The sequence below is a fragment of the Phenylobacterium sp. genome (assembly GCF_041916435.1).
GTDB lineage: Bacteria > Pseudomonadota > Alphaproteobacteria > Caulobacterales > Caulobacteraceae > Phenylobacterium.
The window spans coordinates 541,773-561,271 of sequence record NZ_JAYRZM010000002.1 but is presented as its reverse complement, the minus strand read 5'-3'; the positions used below and the strand labels follow the sequence as shown (position 1 = coordinate 561,271).

The following is a 19,499-nucleotide window of genomic DNA, read 5'->3' as shown; positions in this document are numbered from 1 at the left end:
CCGTGCCCGTCTCCCGCAAGATCCGCGTCCTGATCGTCGACGACTCCGCCACCGTGCGCCAGACCCTGGCGTCGATCCTGGAGTCGGACCCGCAGATCGAGGTGCTGGGCGTCGCCTCCGATCCCTATGTCGCCGCCCGCCGCATCCGCGACGAGATCCCCGACGTCATCACCCTGGACGTCGAGATGCCGCGGATGGACGGCATCACCTTCCTGCGCAAGCTGATGGCGCAGCACCCGGTGCCGGTGGTGATGTGCTCGTCCCTGGTCGAGGACGGCTCGGAAACGCTGATGCAGGCGCTCGAGGCCGGCGCCGTCGACATCATCCTCAAGCCGAAGATCGACGTCGCCGAGCACCTGGTCGAGGCCAAGATCCGCATCTGCGACGCGGTCAAGGCCGCCGCCGTCGCCCGCATCGAGCGGCGGCGCGGCGCGCCCCCTGCCCTGTCGCCCGTGCGCTCGCCCGAGAAGAAGCTCACCGCCGACGCCATGCTGCCGCCGCCCAGCGGCCGCGCCATGGCCCGCACCACCGAGACCATCGTCTGCATCGGCGCTTCCACCGGCGGCACCGAATCCCTGCGCGAGGTGCTGGAGGCCATGCCCGTCGCAGCACCGGGGATGGTGATCGTCCAGCACATGCCCGAGACCTTCACCGCCTCCTTCGCCCGCCGCCTGGACAGCCTGTGCGAGGTGGACGTCAAGGAGGCCGAGGACGGCGACGCGGTGCTGCGCGGCCGCGTGCTGATCGCGCCCGGCAACATGCACACCATGGTCGAGCGCAGCGGGGCGAACTACTACGTGCGGGTCAAGAGCGGCCCGCTGGTCTCGCGCCACCGCCCCTCCGTCGACGTTCTCTTCCGCTCCGCCGCGCGCTCGGCCGGCTCCAACGCCGTGGGCGTGATCATGACCGGCATGGGCGACGACGGCGCCCGGGGGCTGGAGGAGATGAAGAACGCCGGCGCGCGCACCATCGCCCAGGACGAGGCGACTTCGGTGGTGTTCGGCATGCCCAAGGAGGCCATCGCCCGCGGCTGCGTGGACCGCATCGTCGGCCTGCCGCAACTGGCCCAGGAAATCCTGCGCGCGGCGGCCCGCTGACCGGGCCGGCGCCCGCGCCCTAGGCCAGGCCCTGGGCGAAGGCGCGGTGCACCTCGCGCTCGCTGGCCATGGTGTAGGTCTTGGCGATCGTCTCCATCACCTCGCCCAGCGGCTCGGCGATGTCGTCCACGTGCGGGGCCTCGCCGCCGCCGAGCTCGGCCATCGCCGACGCGGCTTGGCGGATGATCGAGCCGATCTCGCCATGGAAATCGAGCCGCGCGGCGGCGCTGCGCAGGGCCTCGACCACGGCCTCGCCCTGGGCGGCCAGCTCCGCCAGGTCAGCCTCGACCGCCTCGCCCACGCCGTGCAGCCGCGCGCCGGCCTCGGACAGGGCCGCGTCGGCGCCGTCCGTGCCGCCTTCCAGCGCGTTGCTCGCCGCGAGCGTCTCGGCCTCGTGCGACATGCCCTCCAGCGCGCCGAGGGCCTGCTGGGAAAAGGTCTCCATGTGGCCCGCGTGCTGGCGCAGCTCCACGGCGATCACCGCCAGCGGCTTGCCCGGATCGCCGATGCGGCTGCACTTGAGCGTGGCGTTGAGCGCCATCTGCTGGACGTCGGTCTTGATCGACAGGAGGTCGGCGACCTTGGCCGTCAGCTCGCCCGCGGCCGCGGCGGCCGACCGGCCCACCTCCAGCGCGGCCTGGTCGGCGGTCGCCAGCCGCCCCACCAGCTCCAGCGCCTGGCCTACGTGGGCCTCCATGCGCTGCAGGAAGCTGTCGCCGTCACCCGCGCGGCCGAAGGCCAGGTCGCGCAGCCGCAGGATCTCGGCGGCGTCGGCCGCCATGCCGGCCATGTTGGCGCCGATGCGCGCCACGTCGCGTTCGAAGTCGTCCGCCGTCGCGCCGAGCTGGGCGGCCAGCATCCGGTAGACGAACGCCTCCAGCCGGCCCATGGCCTCGGCCGGCAGCGGGCCGGCCTGCGCTGCGGTCTGCAACGCCTGCTGAACATGCTCGATGCGCTGGCGGGTGATGTCGCCCACCTGCATCGCGGCCAGCACGCCGCCCGCCTTCTTCTGAACCTCGCGCGCCAGCGCGCCGACGTCGGCCGCCGCCTGGGCGATCCGCCCGTGGTGCTCGACCATGTCCTGGGCGCTGGCCCTCAGGCCGTTGGGCACGCTCGGCACCAGGCCTTCGCAATGGCGCGCCAGGTCGTGCTCCTGCGAGAGCGCCTCGGCCAGGTCGTCGCAGAGCCGGCAGAGGGCGGCGTCGAACGCGCCGAGCGCGCCGCGGCCATGCTCGATCCGGTCCTGCACCTCCTGGGTGAAGACGTCGAACTCGCTGCGCGCGGCGGCGATGCCGCCCGCGGTGATCTTGATGTTGATGGCGTAGGTGCGCAGGTACGCCAGCGCCCGCCGCATGTCGTCGATGCAGCCGCCGAGCTCGGCGCCGACGCCGGTCATCCGCTGGATCAGCTCGCGCCGCGCGCCGTGCCGCTCGGGCAGCGCCATCAGCTTGTCCGCCGCGCCGTGCAGTTCCCCTGTGGTGGCCTCCACCGTCGTCGGCTCCAGGGTGTTGGCCAGCGCTTCGAGCGACCGGATGAGCTTGCTCACCCCGTCCACCGCTTGCGACAGCACGTCGCCAGCCGCCAGGAAACGGCCCTCCACCGCCCGCCGCGCCGCATCGAGCTCGGCGTTGATCTGGGCGTTGTCCAAGGCGGCGGACGCAAACTCGTCCGCCAGGGCAAGAGAGGATCTGAAAGTCATTGCACCGCCGTGTTACGCGACTGCCCCCTTATGCCCGGCGATGTCCAAAGGTCAGGTAAAGGCGAAGGCTGTTCAGGGGCCGGCGCCTGCGGCGAATTGAGCGGCGTCAAGGGCGCGCGGCCCGTCTCGGAGAATGGTGTTCTCCATGATGATCCGTTCCGACCCTCCGCACGCGCGCGTCGTCGGCGCGCCCCGGCCGAGGAGGCGCCGATGCCCCTGAAGAACCACCCGCTGCGCGCGCGGGTCGTCTCCGAAATGCACATGCGCCGCATGCCGCCGCTCGGCGCCGGCGTGCAGATGATCCAGGTGGTGCGGCTGGTGGAGCCCACCGACCGCGAGGCCGAGTTCGCCCACGTGACGGCCATGCCCGGCGTCGACGCCGGGGCGCTGAGCCTGGACGACCGCCATGTCAGCGGCCACGCGCCGGGCGGCGCCGAGTTCCTCTGGGAGCGCCACAGCGAGGCCTCCACCATGACGGCCATCCTGCCCCATCGGCAGGCCAATCCCTTCGCCGGCGAGGTCGGCGACGAGGACGCCCTGGCCTGGCTGGCCGGCGCGCCGGGCCAGGTGGTGCGCGCCGTGCGCGTCGGCGTCGTCGGCGACGAGGAGGAAGCCGCCCGGATCGCCGGGACGCTGGAGTTCAGCGAGCCGGACCTGGTGAGCTGCACGATCGGCGCGGCGCGCATCTGGTCCGACTACCGCATCCATGACGACGGCTTCGGCCGCCTGCTGGTCGCCGCCGGGGACGTGACGCCGGCCGACCTCGGCCGGCTGGTCCAGCGGCTGCAGGAGCTGGGCAACTATCGCAACCTTGCCCTGCTGGGCCTGCCGGTGGTGCAGGCCGAGGCGCCGGCCCTGGCGGCCCTGGAGGCTGAGCTCGTCGACATCTCCCGGCGCCTGGCCACCGGCGCCGCGGACAAGGCCCTGCTGGACGAGCTCTGCGCGCTGTCGGCGCGCGTGGCGGCGGTGATCGACGCCACGGCCTTCCGCATGAGCGCGACGGCGGCCTACGCCCAGATCGTCCAGGACCGGCTGGACGGGCTGGAATGCGGCTGTATTCCCGGCTTCCAGAAGCTCGACGACTTCATCGACCGGCGCCTGTTCCCGGCCACGCGCACCTGCGCCTCCTTCGTCGCTCGGCTGGAGTCGCTGGCCGTGCGCATCGAGCGGGCCACCTCGCTGCTGCGCACCCGTGTGGAGATGGCCGTGCAGGCCCAGAACGTGGAGCTGCTGCGCTCCATGGAGCGGACCGGCGCGCGGCAGCTTCGCCTGCAGCATCTGGTCGAGGGCCTGTCGGTTGTGGCGGTCAGCTACTACGCGCTGTCCTTGATCGCCTACGTGATCCGCGCCCTCGCCCCGGCCATGGGCGTGGAGATCGACCTGGTCGAGGCGCTCGCCCTGCCGGTGGTTCTGGCCGTGGTCTGGATCTACCTGCGCCGCCGGGTCAAGCGCATCCACGGCGAGGACGACGAGCACGCATAAAGAAAGGGCGGCCCGGGATGCCCGGACCGCCCTCGTCAGGCTGGAGATAGGTTCAGTCGGCCGATCAGGCGAACTGGTTCATGGTGTTGTCGGCGCCGGCGGCCTTCAGGGCCGCTTCGCCGGCGAAGTATTCCTTGTGGTCGTCGCCCATGTCGGAGCCGGCCATGTTCTGGTGCTTCACGCAGGCGATGCCTTGGCGGATTTCCTGACGCTGGACGTTCAGGACGTAGCCGAGCATGCCGGCGTCGCCGAAGTATTCCTTAGCCAGGTTGTCGGTCGACAGGGCCGCGGTGTGGTAGGTCGGCAGCGTGATCAGGTGGTGGAAGATGCCGGCGCGCTTGGCGCCGTCCGCCTGGAAGGTGCGGATCTTCTCGTCGGCTTCGGCGGCCAGGGCGGTGCCGTCGTACTCCACGCTCATCAGGTTGGCGCGGTCGTAGGCGGAGACGTCCTTACCGGCCTTGGCCCAGATGTCGAAGATCTGCTGACGGAAGTTCAGGGTCCAGTTGAACGACGGCGAGTTGTTGTAGACCAGCTTGGCGTTCGGGATGACTTCGCGGATGCGGTCCATCATGCCGGCGATCTGCTCGACGTGCGGCTTCTCGGTTTCGATCCACAGCAGGTCCGCGCCGTTTTGCAGCGAGGTGATGCTGTCGAGCACGCAGCGGTCTTCGCCCGTGCCTTCGCGGAACTGGAACAGGTTGGACGGCAGGCGCTTCGGACGCAGCAGCTTGCCGTTGCGGTTCAGCACCACGTCGCCGTTCTTGGCGTTTTCCGGGGTGATTTCTTCGCAGTCCAGGAAGCTGTTGTACTGGTCGCCCAGGTCGCCCGGCGCATTGCTGACGGCGATCTGCTTGGTCAGGCCCGCGCCCAGGGAGTCGGTGCGGGTGACGATCACGCCGTTGTCGACGCCCAGCTCGAGGAAGGCGTAGCGGACCGCGCGGACCTTCTGCAGGAAGTCCTCGTGCGGCACGGTGACCTTGCCGTCCTGGTGGCCGCACTGCTTTTCGTCGGACACCTGGTTTTCGATCTGGATGGCGCAGGCGCCGGCCTCGATCATCTTCTTGGCCAGGAGGTAGGTCGCCTCGGCGTTGCCGAAGCCGGCGTCGATGTCGGCGATGATCGGAACGACGTGGGTCTGGAAGTTGTCGACCTGGTCGATGATCGCGTCTTCCTTCTTCTTGTCGCCGGCGGCGCGCGCGGCGTCCAGATCACGGAAGAGCATGCCCAGCTCACGGGCGTCGGCCTGGCGCAGGAAGGTGTAGAGCTCTTCGATCAGCGCCGGCACCGAGGTCTTCTCGTGCATCGACTGGTCCGGCAGCGGGCCGAACTCGGAGCGGAGCGCCGCGACCATCCAGCCGGACAGGTACAGGTACTTCCGGTCGGTCGACTTGAAGTGCTTCTTGATCGAGATCAGCTTTTGCTGGCCGATGAAGCCGTGCCAGCAGCCCAGCGACTGGGTGTAGTTGGCCGGGTTCGCATCGTAGGCCGCCATGTCCTTGCGCATGATGTCGGCCGTGTACTTGGCGATCTCCAGGCCGGTCTTGAACCGGTTCTGCAGGCGCATGCGCGCCACGGACTCGGCGTTGATGCCGTCCCAGGTTCCGTTCTTGCTCTTGATGAGCTGGCTCATCTCGATGATGTGGTCTTGATAGGCCATCTGATGCGTCCTCGATCAGGCGGGGGGAGGTTTGACCGGCGACCTACACCCCGCGCCACGGCCGTGTGGAGTCGCCGCGAAGTTCAGATGTCGAACTTTACAGGAAATGCGTGTAAGGTTGTAAGGAATTGACTTTTCGCGAGTGAGGCGAAAATGCCGTCCGAACGACGCCTATACGTCGGCCCCAGCCTGCGGCGGCTGCGCCGCGACCTCGGCCTGACCCAGGCCGACATGGCCTCCGACATGGAGGTCTCGCCGTCCTACATCGCCCTTCTGGAGCGCAACCACCGCCCGTTGAGCGCGGAAATGCTGCTGCGCCTGGCCCAGACCTACAAGATCGACGTGGCCTCGCTGGCCGGCGAAGGCGGGGCCGAGGAAGCGGCCCGGCTGCAGGCGGTGCTGAAGGACCCGATGTTCGCCGACATCGACGTGCCGGCGCTGGAGACCGCCGACATCTCCACCAACTTCCCGGGCATCGTCGACGCCCTGCTGCGCCTCTACACCGCCTACCAGGAGGAGCAGCTCGCCCTGGCCGACCGCGGCGCCGAGGCCCGCTCCACCGGCGCGCGCAGCACGGACGCGCCCGATCCGGTGGCCGAGTCCCGCCGCTTCCTGGCCGCCCGGCGCAACAGCTTCCCCAGCCTCGACGACGCGGCCGAGCGCCTGGCCCAGGCCATCGGCGGCCACGAGAACATCTTCGGCTACCTGAAGTCGCGCCACGGCCTGCGCGTGCGCCGCCTGCCCTCCACCGTGATGGTCGGCTCGGTGCGCCGGCTCGACTACCACCGCAAGGAGGTGCTGCTGGACGACGGCCTCGACACCGCCAGCCAGATGTTCCAGCTCGCCCTGCAGATCGCCTACCTGGAAATGCGCGAGGAGGTGGACGCGGCCCTCGGCGGAGGCGCCTTCGCCACCGAGAGCGGCGAGCGCCTCACCCGCCGCGCCCTGGCCAGCTACGCGGCGGCGGCGATCCTGATGCCCTACTCCGCCTTCGCCCGCGCCGCCGAGACCCGGCGCTACGACCTGGAGGCCCTGGGCCGCCAGTTCGGCGCCAGCTTCGAGCAGGTGGCCCACCGCCTGACCACCCTGCAGAAGCCCGGCCAGGAGCGGGTGCCGTTCTTCTTCATCCGCGTCGATCCGGCCGGCAACGTCTCCAAGCGATTGGACGGGGCGGGCTTTCCCTTCGCCCGCCACGGCGGCGGCTGCCCCCTCTGGACCGTGCACCAGGCGTTCCGCACCCCGCGCGAGATCGTCACCCAGTGGCTGGAGCTGCCCGACGGCCAGCGGTTCTTCTCCGTCGCCCGCACGGTCACGGCCGGCGGCGGCGCCTGGGGCGCGCCGAAGGTGGAGCGGGCCATCGCCCTCGGCTGCGCGGCCGAGCACGCCCACAAGCTGATCTACACCCAGGACGGCCCGGGCCCGGACTCGGCCACGCCGATCGGGGTCACCTGCCGGCTTTGCCACCGCACCGAATGCACCGCCCGCTCGGCCCCGCCGATCGGCCGCCAGATCCTGCCCGACGACATCCGGCGCACCAGCACGCCCTTCGGATTTTCCGACAACTGAGGCGCCCGGCGGCGCCCGCGCTGCGTCCTGCGCGCGCCTTGGACCAAGTATCTCGCCGCGAAAGAATCTGCGGCCTGGGGACTTCAAAAGCGCGCGTTTCCGTGCAGTAAAGCGCGCCCATGACAAGGCTGGTCGCGGCGGCGGCAAGCCCCCGAGGCACCTTTTCGAAAGATTGGTACGCGAATGGACCTGACGAGCGCCCTTTCCGTCGACGACCTTCTGCACGGCTTCGTGGAGCAGGAGCTGCTGCCCGGCACGGGCGTGGCGCCCGCGGCCTTCTGGGCCGCCCTGGAGACGGTGCTGGCCGACTTCACGCCGAAGAACGCCGCCCTCCTAGCCCGCCGCGACGAGCTGCAGGCCCTGATCGACAAGTGGTGGATCGAGCGCAAGGGCAAGCCCTTCGACGTCGCCGAGGAAACCGCCTTCCTGCGCGAGATCGGCTATCTGCTGCCTGAACCCGCCGACTTCGCGATCGGCACCACCGGGGTCGACCCGGAGATCGCCAAGATCGCCGGCCCGCAGCTCGTGGTTCCAGTTTCGAATGGACGGTACGCCCTGAACGCGGCCAACGCGCGCTGGGGCAGCCTCTATGACGCCCTCTACGGCACTGACGCGCTGGAGCCGCCGGCCGCCTCCAAGGGCTACGACCCGGTCCGCGGCGGCAAGGTGATCGCCTATGCGCGCGCCCTTCTCGACAGCGTCGCGCCGCTTTCGGCCGGCTCCCACGCCGACGCGACGGCCTATGCGATCGCGGGCGACGCCCTGGCCGTCGCCCTGAAGGACGGCTCCACCGCCGGCCTGGCGAACCCGGCCCAGCTCGCCGGCTGGCGCGGCTCGGCCGAGGCGCCCGAGGGCGTGCTCCTGAAGCACAACGGCCTGCACATGGAGATCCAGGTCGACCGGTCGCACAACATCGGCAAGGACGATCCGGCCGGCGTCGCCGACGTGCTGGTGGAATCGGCGCTCACCGCCATCCAGGACTGCGAGGACTCCGTCGCCGCCGTCGACGCCGAGGACAAGGTCGGCGTCTACCGCAACTGGCTGGGCCTGATGAAGGGCGACCTGGCCGCCACCTTCGCCAAGGGCGGGCGCACCGAGACCCGCCGCCTGGAGGCCGACCGCACCTACGCCGCCCCCGCGGGCGGTTCGCTCACCCTGAAAGGCCGCAGCCTGCTGCTGGTGCGCAACGTCGGCCACCACATGATGACCGACATGGTCCGCCTGAACGGCGGGCCGGTCTACGAGACCGCCGTCGACGCCCTGATCACGGTCGCCGCGGCCATGCACGACATCAAGGGCGCGGGCCGCAACAGCACGACCGGCTCGGTCTATGTGGTGAAGCCGAAGATGCACGGCCCCGACGAAGTGGCCCTGGCGGTTCGCCTGTTCGACCTGGTCGAGGACGCCCTCGGCCTGGCCCGCAACACCGTCAAGATCGGCATCATGGACGAGGAGCGCCGCACCAGCGCCAACCTCAAGGCCTGCATCTTCGCCGCCAAGGACCGGGTGGTGTTCATCAACACGGGCTTCCTGGACCGCACGGGCGACGAGATCCACACCGCCATGGAAGCCGGCCCGATGATGCGCAAGGACGCCATCAAGGCCGAGCCGTGGCTCACCGCCTACGAGAAGCGCAACGTCGAGATCGGCCTGGCGGCGGGCTTCCCCGGCCACGCCCAGATCGGCAAGGGCATGTGGGCCGCCCCCGACATGATGAAGGACATGCTGGCGGCCAAGATCGGCCACCCCAAGGCCGGCGCGAACACGGCCTGGGTGCCCTCGCCCACCGCCGCCACGCTGCACGCCCTGCACTACCACCAGGTCGACGTGCCGGCCCTGCAGACGCAGATGGCCGCCGCGCACGCGAAGACCGGCACGGACGAGCTACTCACCCCGCCGCTGGCCAAGTCCAACTGGAACGGCGCCGACATCCAGCAGGAGCTGGACAACAACGCCCAGGGCATTCTCGGCTACGTGGTGCGCTGGATCGACCAGGGCGTCGGCTGCTCCAAGGTGCCGGACATCCACGACGTCGGGCTGATGGAAGACCGCGCCACCCTGCGCATCTCCAGCCAGCACATCGCCAACTGGCTGCACCACGGGGTCTGCACCGAGGCGCAGGTGCGCGAAACCTTCGCGCGCATGGCCAAGGTGGTCGACGCCCAGAACGCCGATGACGCGGCCTACACCGCGATGAGCCCGGACCCGGCCGCCTCCATCGCCTACCAGGCGGCGCTGGACCTGGTGTTCGAGGGCCGCATCCAGCCCAACGGCTACACCGAGCACATCCTCACGCGCCGCCGCCGCGAGCGGAAGGCGCAGGTCGCCGGCGCCTGAGGCGCCGGCCCCGGCCGATCCACCCGGCCGGTCGGCCCGGTCAGTCCGTCTGGGGCCCCAGGATCGGCTGATCGGCCTCCTCGCCGCCGTCCAGGTAGTCCTCCAGCGAATAGCCGAGCTGGTTCAGGGCGTCTTCCAGGTCCTCGCTGAACAGCGGGTGCTGCAGCACGTAGCGCGCCGCTTCGGACCTGGGGATGCGGCGGGCGTCGTCGCGGGCCGCGGCCCAGTCGTCGAAGGTGTAGTCGCCGCGGCCGATCCAGCTCAGCGCGATCAGGTCCAGCCGCTCGTCCTCGTTGAGGTCGTTGACCGCCTCCGACAGCTCCTCGGTGGTGGCGTCGTCGGCCTGGAACTCCAGCACGTCGATATCCTGGTCGTCGGTGGGATTCGACGCGTCGTCCGGATCGACCTCCTCCTCCTTGGCCTCGAACTCGCGGGCCTTCAGGACAATGAAATACGCCGTCTCTGGATTGAGGGTCAGTTCAGGATCTAGTTCCGGCACGCGCACCTCCCTGCATTCTATCGGGCCAATCTTCCCCTCATCCGGCGAGGGGCATTGACCTTCGTCAAGACCGCGCCCGGGCCGCGCCGCGCCGCCCGAAGCCCGCTCAGCGGGCGCACGCTCCCTGCTCCGGCGCGCATTCGCCAAGCGGCGTGGCCGGGCCGCCGGCGGAGCGGAACACCGTGCATCCCTTCAGTCCCCGGTCGAACGCCTGATCGTAGATGTCCGCGAACGCGGCGAAGGGAAGGTCCGGCGCGACGTTCACGGTCTTGGAAATCGCGTTGTCGACGAAGGGCTGCAGCGCCGCCTGCATGTCCAGGTGCGCGGCGATCGACAGTTCGTGTGCGGTGACCATCGCCGGCGGCTCGCCCGCCGTGTCGCCGCGCGTGCGCCGCCAGAGCGCCAGCGCCGGATCGACCAGCCGGAACTCCCGCGGCGCGCCGTCGCGCCCCAGGATGCGGCGCATCTGGGTCCTGGCGTAGATCGGCTCCAGGCCCGTCGAGACCGCCCCGGCCACCAGGCTGATCGAGCCGGTCGGCGCGATGGCCAGCAGGTGGCTGTTGCGCAGGCCGTGGTCGGCGATCTGGCGGCGGATGTCCGGCGGCAGGGCCGCGGCGAACTCGCCGCCGAGATATCGTTCGGCGTCGAACAGCGGAAACGGCCCCTTCTCGCGCGCCAGCGCCGCAGAGGCGCGATAGGCCGCGTCGCGGATCGTGCGCATGATCTCGCCGGCCAGCGATAGCGAGGCGGGCTCGCCGTAGCGCAGGTTCAGCATCACCAGGGCGTCGCCCAGGCCGGTCAGGCCCAGGCCGACGCGCCGCGACGCCAGCGCCGCCGCGCGCTGCGGCTCAAGGGGATAGGCCGACAGGTCGATCACGTCGTCCAGGAAGCGCACGGCCGTGGCGGCGGCCCGCGCCAGGGCGTCCAGGTCGAGCCGCGCCTCATCGGCGAACGGCGCGCGCACGAAGACGGGCAGGTTCAGCGAGCCCAGGTCGCAGGCGCCGTAGTCCGGCAGCGGGATTTCGCCGCACGGGTTGGTCACCGCGATCCGCTCGCGCCAGCCAAGGGCGTTCGCCCGGTTGATCCGATCGACGAACAGGACGCCCGGCTCGCCGGTCTCGAAGGCCGAGCGCAGGATGCGGTCCCACAGGTCCCGCGCCCGCACCACGCCCGCCTCCGCTCCGGCGACGCCGCCGGCCCAGGGCTCTCCCGCGGGAAACCGCAAGGTCCAGTCGGCGCCGGCGCGGACGGCGGCCATGAAGTCGTCGCTGATCGCGATCGACAGGTTGAAGCGCGAGAGCGCCCCGGGCGCGGCCTTGGCCTCGGCGAAGGCGGCCACGTCCGGGTGGCGGCAGCTCAGGGCGCCCATCATCGCACCCCGGCGCGGCGCGTCGGCCAACAGGCTGCGGCTCGCCGCGTCCCACAGCTCCAGGTAGGCGACGGGACCCGGCGAGGCCGGACGCCCGGTTCCCCGCGGCGGAACCGCCGACAGGTCGATCCCCACGCCGCCGCCGGCGCGCAAGGTCGCCACCGTCTCGCCCAGCGCCGAGAGCGCTTCGCCGAGATCGGCCCCCGGCCCCGGCAGGACGAAGCAGTTGAACAGCACGGCCTCGGGGTCCGCTCCCGCGCCGGCCGCGATGCGCCCGCCCGGCAGGAAGGCGAAGCCGTCCAGCGCCTCGCCGAAGCGCGCGGCCCAGGTCTCCGGATCGGCCTCGACCGAGGCGACCGCGCGGGCCATCCGCCGCCAGGTGTCGGCGACGTCCTCCTCGCCGTCCCGCCGGTACTTGGCGCGCCAGACGAAGTCGGCGGCCTCGCGATTGAACGCCGGCGCGGCGCGCGGGCTCATGCGGCGTCGAGGCGGCGACCGTCCCGGCGCTTCACGGGCCGGCGCTTCGAGCGCAGCACCAGGCGCCTGGCGCTTTGCACCTCCACCTCCCCGAGCGCCTCGAGCCGGCTGAACGTCCGGCTGAGGGTCTCCGGCGTCAGGCCGAGGAAGTCGGCGATGTCGCGGCGGCTCATGGGCAGTTCCAGCCGATCGTCGCCGGTGCTGATCGAGCCCTGGGCGGCGGCCCAGCCGAGGAACCAGCGCACCCGGCTCTCGGCGCTGGCGTGGCACAGGCCCATGACGTGGGTGGCGAAGCCCGACGCCAGGTCGCATAGCGCCGAGGCCATGCCTACCGCCGCGCCCGAGCCGAACGCGCCGGCCTGCGAGAGCGAGGCGTGGAAGCAGGTCATGTCGGTGCGCACCACCGCCTCGGCCGCCACGCGCCGGGTCGGATCGCACTGCACGCCGAAGATGTCGCCGGGCAGCAGGAAGGCCAGGATCTGCCGGCGGCCGTCCTCGCGGTTGACCTGCAGGCGGACGCAGCCGGTCTCGATCTGGTAGAAAGCCGAGGCCGGCTCGCCCTCATCGTAGATGACCCGATCCTTGGGCGCCGAGATGCGCCACCGGTTCACCCCCTCGAAATCGCGCCCCTGAGCGGCCACGGCCGTCCTCCCACTCAAGCAACCAGAGCCAATTCGTTCGAGCAGCAATATGCATCTATCGTGGGCAGGTTCCGCGACGGAGTGCAAGCTCACGCCAAAGGCGAGTCGAATTGGCGGCCAACCGGAGCGCGAGTTGACCGTCGGAAGGGCGGATAGGGACGACGCGTTCAGCGCGTCTCGTCGAAGTCCTCGTCGGACATCAGGATGTCGTAGACCTCGGCGGCGACGCCGGAGAGCGGCGCGCCCTCCTGCCCCACCTCGTCCTGTCCGCTCGCCCAGGCGATGGCGGCGGCGAGGTCCCGCACGGTGGGCTTGGCCTCGAGGATGGCGTTGAGCTTCCAGTCGACCAGGTCGCCGCAGTGGTGACGCACCTCGTCCGCGCCGGCCGCCGGTGACTCGTCTTGTTCAGCCATGTCCGCTTCTCCCGCCCGGAGGGCGGCCTCGATCAAGACAGGACCACGCGACGCCGCCTTGACCGCGATCAAGTCGGCGCCGTCGCACCCGTTCCGCCATGCAGCGCGCGCCTCCAGCGAGCTGCGAGGTCTAAACCCCAACCGCATGTTTCGACGGGAAAATCTGGCCCGCCCGCAATGGACGGCCTAGGCCGCCGTGGGGAACACCGTGACCACCTGAAGCCCCGGCCGCGCGTCGCACAGCGACAGTTGCGCGCGATGGCGCATGGCCACCGCCGCGGCGATCGACAGGCCCAGTCCGCTGCCGGGCGTGCTGCGGCTGGCCTCCAGCCGGCCGAACGGCGCCAGCGCGGCGGTGTGCAGATCGGCCGGCACGCCGGGCCCGTCGTCGGTCACCGACAGCCGCGGCCGGCCCCCGGCCTCGTCCACGTCCAGCGTGATCCGCGTGCCGGGCGGGGTGTGCCGCATGGCGTTCTCCAGGAGATTGGCCACGAGCTGGGCCAGGAGGTCGGCGTCGCCGGCGACCTTGGCCTCGCCCAGCCGCGTCTCCAGGAAGCGGCCGCTCTCCTCGATATCGGGCCGGAACGCCTCGGCCACGCGGGCGGCCACATCGGCCAGGTCGGTCGTGCCCGGCAGGGCGCCGGCGCTTTCGATGTCGGCCAGTTGGAGCATGGCGTCGAAGGTGCGCAGGATCTCGGCCAGGTCGCCGTCGATCTGCCGCACGGCCTCGGCCAGGTCGGGCCGGTCGGCGGCGGCCGTCTCCAGCCGCTCCAGGCGATGGCGCACCCGGGTGAGCGGCGTGCGCATGTCATGGGCCACGTCCGTGGTCACCTGGCGCACGCGGCCGACCAGCCGCACGATCCGGTCGAGCATGCCGTTGAAGTCCCGCGCCAGGTCGTCGACGTCGTCGGTCTTCGCGCTCCGCCGCAGGGGCGCGCGCACCTCCAGGTCGCCCGCCGAAACCAGGGCCGCGGTGCGCGCCAACTGGTCCACGCGCCGCCAGGTGCGCCGGGCCAGGAGGTAGGAGGCGCCGAGCGCCAGCAGCACGCCGGCCCCGCCGCACAGCCACAGCGCCCGCGCCACGGCCTGCATCTGCCGGCGCTCCACCGCCTGGTCCTGGCCCACCGACAGCCACGAGCCGTTCGGCAGGCGCTGGGTGTAGGTCAGGATCGTCCCGCTCTCGCCGCTGGCCACGTCGCGCCAGCCGGCGCCGGTCAGCGCGATGCGCGGGTCGCCCTCGATCAGCCGCCCGTCCGGGGCGGCCAGGCTGTATTCGAAGCCCCGCCACAGCCGCGCGCGCTTGCGGATGGTGTGCGGCAGGTGGTCCGCGCCCTTCTGGCGCCACTCGTCCACCATGGAGGCGGCCTCGCCCTGCACCTGGCGGCGCACGCCCTCCTCGTTCAGCCGGGCGATGGCGGCCTGGGTGAGCACGCCCGCCACGCTGAAGGCCGCCACCATGATCAGGGCCTGCAGGATGATCTGGCGCACGCCGCTACGCCGCCAAAAGTCGGCCGGCGACCAGCGCCGCGCGGCGCGGTCAGCCGCCGATGACATAGCCCGCGCCCCGGATGGTGCGGATCAGCGGCTCGCCGCCGGCGCGGTCGATCTTGCCGCGCAGACGGCTCAGGTGAGTCTCGACGATGTTGGTCCGCGGGTCGAAGCGGAAGCCCCAGACCTCTTCCAGCAGCATCTTGCGGGTGACCGGCTGGCCGAGGTTGAGCAGCAGGAACTCCAAGAGCCGGAACTCCAGCGGCTGCAGGTCGATGACCGCGCCCGCGCGCCGCACTTCCCGCTGCACCCGGTCCAGGGTCAGGTCGGCGAACTGCAGCAGCGTGGCCGGCCGCGCGTTGGTGCGCCGCCGCCCCAGCGCCTGCACCCGCGCCTTCAGCTCGGCGAAGGCGAACGGCTTGACCAGATAGTCGTCGCCCCCCGCCTCCAGGCCCGCCACCCGGTCGGCCACCGCGCCCAACGCCGTGACGAACAGGGCCGGCGCGTCCACGCCCAGGCCGCGCAATTCACGCAGCAGCGACAGCCCGTCCTTTCCGGGCAGCATCCGGTCGATGATCAGCACGTCGAAGGCCCGCCGCCCGCCCAGCTCCAGGGCCGCCGGCCCGTCGGCGGCGACGACCACGTCGTGGCCCGCCTCGACCAGGGCCTCGCGCACGTGCTCGGCGGCGGCCTCGTCGTCTTCCACGATGAGCAGGGACAGCGGCGGCGGGGGCGCGACGCCGCCCGTCGGCGGCACGGAAACGCGCATCTGCGGGGCCTTCATGTCGAAGCGAACCAACAGTTTGAGACCGCGCGGTTTTCTTCACAAGACGCGCGAACATTGAGATATCTCAACATCGGCGACGGTTTTGCGACAGCGCCGCGGCGCCCGAAAAATCGAAACCGGCGCAATGACTTAGGGCGCTGACGCAAAAGCATCAAAGTCCCGCAACATTTCCTTCACTTGCTTGGCGCGGCCCGCGGCGGTGTCTCCCGGCGACTTTCGAATTGGGGGATGACATGTCGATTTGTTCGCGGGCCGCGCGCCTCACCCTGCTGGCGACTGGATCCAGCTTCGCCCTGGCTCTCGCCGCCCTGGCCGCCCCGCAGGCGGCGTTGGCGGCGGAGGCCGCCGCCGACGCCGCCGGGCCGCTGTCGCCCGACGCGCCCGAACTGGAGCAGGTGCTGGTGACCGCGCCCAAGGGTTCGGCCGCTTCGGGCGCGCCGGCCACCGCGCCGCTGGATGCGGTCGAGCCGACGGCCATGATCACCCGCACCTTCATCGAGGACTCGGTCGCCGACACCTCCGACTACACCGGGGTGCTCGTGATGACGCCCAGCCTGTCGGGCGTGAACAACAACGGCCCGGGCCTGAGCGAGAAGGACGCGGTGATCCGCGGATTCGGCGACGGCGAATACAACGTCACCTACGACGGCATCCCGTTCGGCGACACCAACGACCCGACGCACCACACCACCGCCTACTTCCCGGCCTCGACGATCGGGGCGGCGCAGGTGGACCGCGGTCCCGGCGAGGCCGGCGACCTCGGCCAGGCCACCTTCGGGGGCTCGTTCAACCTGTTCTCGCGCAGCCTGACCCCTGACCCGTATCTGCAGCAGAAGCTGACCGTGGGCAGCTGGAACACGCGCAACGTGGTCACCACGCTGCAGAGCGGCGAGCTGGACAAGCTGCACGGCACGCGCATCACCGCCAACTTCCAGGAACTGTGGAGCGACGGCTACCTCGACTATTCCAAGGTCCGCGAGTTCAACCAGTTCCTGAAGTTCGAGACGCCTCTCACGGACCGTCTCACCCTGACCGCGCTGGTCGAGCACAACGAAGGGCGCATCCACGAAGCGGACGGCAACGGCGCGACGCTCGCCCAGGTGGCCGCCTACGGCAAGACCTTCGCTCTGAACAACGATCCGACCTCGCCGGCCTACTACGGCTACAACACGATCACCAAGGAGACCGACTTCGAGTACGTGCGGCTCAAGGGCGACCTGGACCACGGCTTCGGCTTCGAGAACACCCTCTACACCTACGCCTACAAGAACAGCACGATGTCGGCGACCGACGTCACCCAGAACGCGGCGGAGGTCGCCTCGGGGACCTATCCCAGCGACGCGGTCGGCACCAAGGCCGGGCCGGCCGGCAACCTGGACATCGCCGGCTACGACAAGCTCAACCAGTACCGGGTCTACGGCGACATCCTCCGCGGCTCCAAGGACTTCTCCTTCGGCCAGCTGCGCGGCGGGGTCTGGTACGAGACCGCTTTCACCAACCGCCACCGCTTCGACCTGGACCGCACGCTCGGCCTGCCCAATCCGATCGAGAAGGCGCCGGCCACCGGCCCGGTCCCGCCGGCCGACATCCAGTTCCTGGAGCACTCCAAGTGGTTCCAGTACCAGGTCTTCGCCGACTTCGAATGGCGCCCGACCGCCCAGCTCACCGTCACGCCGGGCGTGAAGTACATGAGCTTCACCCGCAAGGTGAGCGCGCCGGTGGGCTCGAAGACCCGGCTCGTCGGCGACTCCAGCACGGCCACCTTCGAAAAGACCCTGCCGTTCCTGACCGCCAACTACCGCATCGCCGACAACTGGTCGGCCTACGCCCAGTACGCCAAGGGCTTCCTGGTGCCGCCGCTGAAGGTGTTCTACGTGCCTGACGCCGAAGGGCACGGTGGGCTGAAGCCCCAGCAGTCGACCAACTACCAGCTCGGCACGGTGTTCAACACCGACCGGCTGACCCTGGACGGCGACGTCTACTACATCGAGTTCACCGACAAGTTCGCCAAGGTCGGTCCCAAGTCGGACCCCTACTACACCAACCTGCCCGGCACGACGGTCTACAAGGGCGTCGAGGGCCAGGTGAGCTACGCGGCGACCGAGGGCCTGGTGGTGTTCGTCAACGGCTCGGTCAACTCGGCCAAGGACGACACGCACAAGCAGATCGCCAACGCCCCGCAATGGACCGCCGCCGGCGGCGCCGTCTACAAGGACCACGGCTGGTCGGTGTCGTTCATCAACAAGTTCGTCGGGCCGCAATGGGCCGACGACGGCGAGCCGGCCGACTACAAGATCAAGGCCTTCAACACCACCAATCTGGTCGTCGGCTACGACTTCGGGCGCATCAAGGCGCAACTGGGCGTCTACAACCTGTTCGATCACAAGGACGTCACGGACATCAGCATCAATGATGGTCCGACCGCGAACCCCTTGGACAACCACGATCAGTACTTCTTCCAGCCCGAGCGGAGCTACCAGTTCACCCTGCGCGCCACGCTCTGAGCCGGCCTTAACCCATCCCCCTCCTGGCCGGGCGCGCGCGTCGCGCCCGGCCGTATTTTCGAGATACGCCATGCGCCGCCGCTCCCTCGCCTACGCCGCCGCCCTCGCCGTCCTGGCCTGCGCGCCGGCTCTCGCCCAATCCCCGTCCTCGCAGATGGACGCCCCGCCGCCGGCCGCCTATCCGGGCAAGATCCTGAAGGCGGAGGACGTCGATCCGCGCGGCCTGCTGCCGCCGCCGCCGGCCGAGGGCTCGGCCGCGCAGAAGGCCGAGCTCGCCGAGCTGCACCAGATCCAGGACAGCCGCACCCCGTCCGAATTCGCCCTCGCCGAATGGGACAACATCCACGAAGACCCCTCGGCCTTCGCCCCCACGCTCGGGCCGAAGTTCGACATGGCCGAGCTGCCGGCCACGGCGCGCCTCCTGGAAATCGTCGAGCATGAACAGTCGGCGGCCAAGAAGCTGGCCAAGGCCGAGTTCCATCGCCCCCGTCCCTGGGTCGTCGATTCCACGGTGGTCGGCTGCGACCACAGCGACGACAAGCCCAACACCTCCTATCCCAGCGGCCACACCACCATGGCCTTCACGATGGCGGTGGTGCTCTCCGACCTGATGCCGGAGCGCTCGCAGGACATCTTCGCCCGCGCCTCGGAATACGCCCACGACCGCATGGTCTGCGGCGTCCACTTCCGCAGCGACATCGTCGCCGGCCAGGCGTTCGGCACCGCGATCGGGGTGCAACTCGTCCACGCGCCGGAGCTGCAAGGCGAGCTGGAGGCGGCCCGCCAGGAGCTGCACGCCGCCGGCCTGGCCAAATAGCGGCCCCGGCCCGGGATCTGCTTGTCGTGAAGACAGGGCGGGAGCGCGTCGGGCGCCCCGCCCTTTTTTCGTCAGTCCGCCTTCGCCAGGGCGACGGCCGAGGCGCGGAACGCCTCCAGGCCCTCCGGCTCGGCGCCGACGACCTTGCCCGCCTCGTCGTAGCGGCGCAGGCGGATCGCCGGCTCGACGAACGGCTCCTTCAGGAAATCCTCGGCCTCGGCCTCGGTCATCGGCCCGCCCTGCAGGGCCAGGCTCTGCACCGAGGCGCGGCTGAGCTGCTCGAAATAGCCGGGCTCCCTGGCCGCCAGGTAGCGCTTGGCCGCCACGTGCAGGCGGATCGGCTCGGTCACCTCGGGGCCGAAGGCGCGCGCCAGATAGCCGGCGCCGATGTCCTCGTGGCGGTCGTCGAGGCCGCGGTCGGCCGCGTCCTCGCCGAGCTTCTGCATCAGGTGGCCGATGTCGTGCAGCAGGGCGGCGATCACCAGGGCGTCGTCGGCGCCGTCCAGGCGGGCGTGGTGGGCCGTCTGCAGGGCGTGCTCAAGCTGGTTGACGTCTTCGCCGTAGTGCAGGTGGCCGTGCTGGCTGAGAAGCGAAAAGACTTGGTCGATGAAGGCCTCAGCCGGCGTTGGCGTCATTCTGTATCCATGAACTGAAGGTTGCGGGCGG

The 19,499-nt window shown here is 70.7% G+C and carries 15 protein-coding genes; 6 read left to right on the top strand and 9 right to left on the bottom strand.

Features of this window, described 5'->3' with window-relative positions; genetic code table 11:
• Positions 1–2: 2 nt before the first annotated feature.
• Positions 3–1,097 carry a chemotaxis response regulator protein-glutamate methylesterase gene (locus tag ACE3TA_RS07490; RefSeq protein WP_374572117.1) on the top strand — a complete coding sequence of 365 codons (1,095 nt, stop codon included), beginning with the start codon at positions 3–5 and terminating at the stop codon, positions 1,095–1,097.
• Positions 1,098–1,116: 19 nt separating this feature from the next.
• Here the strand turns inward: ACE3TA_RS07490 and ACE3TA_RS07485 are convergent, their stop codons facing one another.
• Positions 1,117–2,796: a hypothetical protein gene (locus ACE3TA_RS07485; RefSeq protein ID WP_374572115.1), complete on the bottom strand. Its 1,680-nt coding sequence runs from the start codon at positions 2,794–2,796 to the stop codon at positions 1,117–1,119.
• A gap of 210 nt (positions 2,797–3,006) precedes the next feature.
• On the opposite strand from ACE3TA_RS07485, the gene ACE3TA_RS07480 reads away from it, so the two are divergent.
• Positions 3,007–4,278 (top strand): DUF3422 domain-containing protein, encoded by a 1,272-nt coding sequence (locus ACE3TA_RS07480; RefSeq protein ID WP_374572114.1) that lies wholly within the window; start codon positions 3,007–3,009, stop codon positions 4,276–4,278.
• A 64-nt stretch (positions 4,279–4,342) separates the two neighbouring features.
• Here the strand turns inward: ACE3TA_RS07480 and ACE3TA_RS07475 are convergent, their stop codons facing one another.
• Positions 4,343–5,935 (bottom strand): isocitrate lyase, encoded by a 1,593-nt coding sequence (locus ACE3TA_RS07475; protein ID WP_374572112.1) that lies wholly within the window; start codon positions 5,933–5,935, stop codon positions 4,343–4,345.
• Between the two features lie 153 nt (positions 5,936–6,088).
• On the opposite strand from ACE3TA_RS07475, the gene ACE3TA_RS07470 reads away from it, so the two are divergent.
• Positions 6,089–7,501, top strand: a complete 1,413-nt coding sequence (locus ACE3TA_RS07470) for a short-chain fatty acyl-CoA regulator family protein (protein WP_374572110.1) — start codon at positions 6,089–6,091, stop codon at positions 7,499–7,501.
• 183 nt (positions 7,502–7,684) lie between these two features.
• Complete coding sequence (locus tag ACE3TA_RS07465; RefSeq protein WP_374572108.1) at positions 7,685–9,838, top strand: malate synthase G; 2,154 nt, start codon at positions 7,685–7,687, stop codon at positions 9,836–9,838.
• 40 nt (positions 9,839–9,878) lie between these two features.
• On the opposite strand, the gene ACE3TA_RS07460 is transcribed toward ACE3TA_RS07465, so the two are convergent.
• The 6 genes from ACE3TA_RS07460 to ACE3TA_RS07435 form a co-directional block, all read right to left on the bottom strand.
• Positions 9,879–10,337: a DUF3775 domain-containing protein gene (locus tag ACE3TA_RS07460; protein WP_374572106.1), complete on the bottom strand. Its 459-nt coding sequence runs from the start codon at positions 10,335–10,337 to the stop codon at positions 9,879–9,881.
• Positions 10,338–10,443: 106 nt separating this feature from the next.
• On the bottom strand, positions 10,444–12,183 hold the full coding sequence (locus ACE3TA_RS07455) for an adenosylcobalamin-dependent ribonucleoside-diphosphate reductase (protein WP_374572104.1): 1,740 nt from the start codon (positions 12,181–12,183) through the stop codon (positions 10,444–10,446).
• Positions 12,180–12,824: a cyclic nucleotide-binding domain-containing protein gene (locus ACE3TA_RS07450; RefSeq protein WP_374572102.1), complete on the bottom strand. Its 645-nt coding sequence runs from the start codon at positions 12,822–12,824 to the stop codon at positions 12,180–12,182. Before ACE3TA_RS07450 ends, ACE3TA_RS07455 begins: the two co-directional genes overlap by 4 nt.
• A gap of 167 nt (positions 12,825–12,991) precedes the next feature.
• Entirely contained in the window at positions 12,992–13,237 is a 246-nt protein-coding gene (locus ACE3TA_RS07445) for a hypothetical protein (protein WP_374572100.1), read from the bottom strand.
• A gap of 186 nt (positions 13,238–13,423) precedes the next feature.
• Entirely contained in the window at positions 13,424–14,725 is a 1,302-nt protein-coding gene (locus tag ACE3TA_RS07440) for an ATP-binding protein (protein WP_374572098.1), read from the bottom strand.
• Between the two features lie 49 nt (positions 14,726–14,774).
• Positions 14,775–15,446: a response regulator transcription factor gene (locus tag ACE3TA_RS07435; protein ID WP_374572400.1), complete on the bottom strand. Its 672-nt coding sequence runs from the start codon at positions 15,444–15,446 to the stop codon at positions 14,775–14,777.
• A 299-nt stretch (positions 15,447–15,745) separates the two neighbouring features.
• Here ACE3TA_RS07435 and ACE3TA_RS07430 point away from each other — a divergent pair, with 299 nt between their 5' ends.
• Together ACE3TA_RS07430 and ACE3TA_RS07425 are read left to right on the top strand one after the other, a co-directional pair.
• Positions 15,746–18,016 carry a TonB-dependent receptor gene (locus tag ACE3TA_RS07430; protein WP_374572096.1) on the top strand — a complete coding sequence of 757 codons (2,271 nt, stop codon included), beginning with the start codon at positions 15,746–15,748 and terminating at the stop codon, positions 18,014–18,016.
• 70 nt (positions 18,017–18,086) lie between these two features.
• Complete coding sequence (locus ACE3TA_RS07425; protein ID WP_374572094.1) at positions 18,087–18,833, top strand: phosphatase PAP2 family protein; 747 nt, start codon at positions 18,087–18,089, stop codon at positions 18,831–18,833.
• Positions 18,834–18,904: 71 nt separating this feature from the next.
• Here ACE3TA_RS07425 and ACE3TA_RS07420 read toward each other — a convergent pair whose 3' ends face one another.
• Positions 18,905–19,468, bottom strand: coding sequence for a phosphonate degradation HD-domain oxygenase (locus ACE3TA_RS07420; RefSeq protein WP_374572092.1), 564 nt, complete (start codon positions 19,466–19,468; stop codon positions 18,905–18,907).
• Positions 19,469–19,499: the final 31 nt, after the last annotated feature.

Bases quoted from the DNA above. Each gene is read 5' to 3' on its own strand.
- ACE3TA_RS07445 (WP_374572100.1), bottom strand. From the start codon at position 13,237: ATGGCTGAACAAGACGAGTCACCGGCGGCCGGCGCGGACGAGGTGCGT.
- ACE3TA_RS07455 (WP_374572104.1), bottom strand. From the start codon at position 12,183: ATGAGCCCGCGCGCCGCGCCGGCGTTCAATCGCGAGGCCGCCGACTTC.
- ACE3TA_RS07475 (WP_374572112.1), bottom strand. From the start codon at position 5,935: ATGGCCTATCAAGACCACATCATCGAGATGAGCCAGCTCATCAAGAGC.
- ACE3TA_RS07430 (WP_374572096.1), top strand. From the start codon at position 15,746: ATGTCGATTTGTTCGCGGGCCGCGCGCCTCACCCTGCTGGCGACTGGA.
- ACE3TA_RS07485 (WP_374572115.1), bottom strand. From the start codon at position 2,796: ATGACTTTCAGATCCTCTCTTGCCCTGGCGGACGAGTTTGCGTCCGCC.
- ACE3TA_RS07465 (WP_374572108.1), top strand. From the start codon at position 7,685: ATGGACCTGACGAGCGCCCTTTCCGTCGACGACCTTCTGCACGGCTTC.
- ACE3TA_RS07470 (WP_374572110.1), top strand. From the start codon at position 6,089: ATGCCGTCCGAACGACGCCTATACGTCGGCCCCAGCCTGCGGCGGCTG.
- ACE3TA_RS07480 (WP_374572114.1), top strand. From the start codon at position 3,007: ATGCCCCTGAAGAACCACCCGCTGCGCGCGCGGGTCGTCTCCGAAATG.
- ACE3TA_RS07420 (WP_374572092.1), bottom strand. From the start codon at position 19,468: ATGACGCCAACGCCGGCTGAGGCCTTCATCGACCAAGTCTTTTCGCTT.
- ACE3TA_RS07425 (WP_374572094.1), top strand. From the start codon at position 18,087: ATGCGCCGCCGCTCCCTCGCCTACGCCGCCGCCCTCGCCGTCCTGGCC.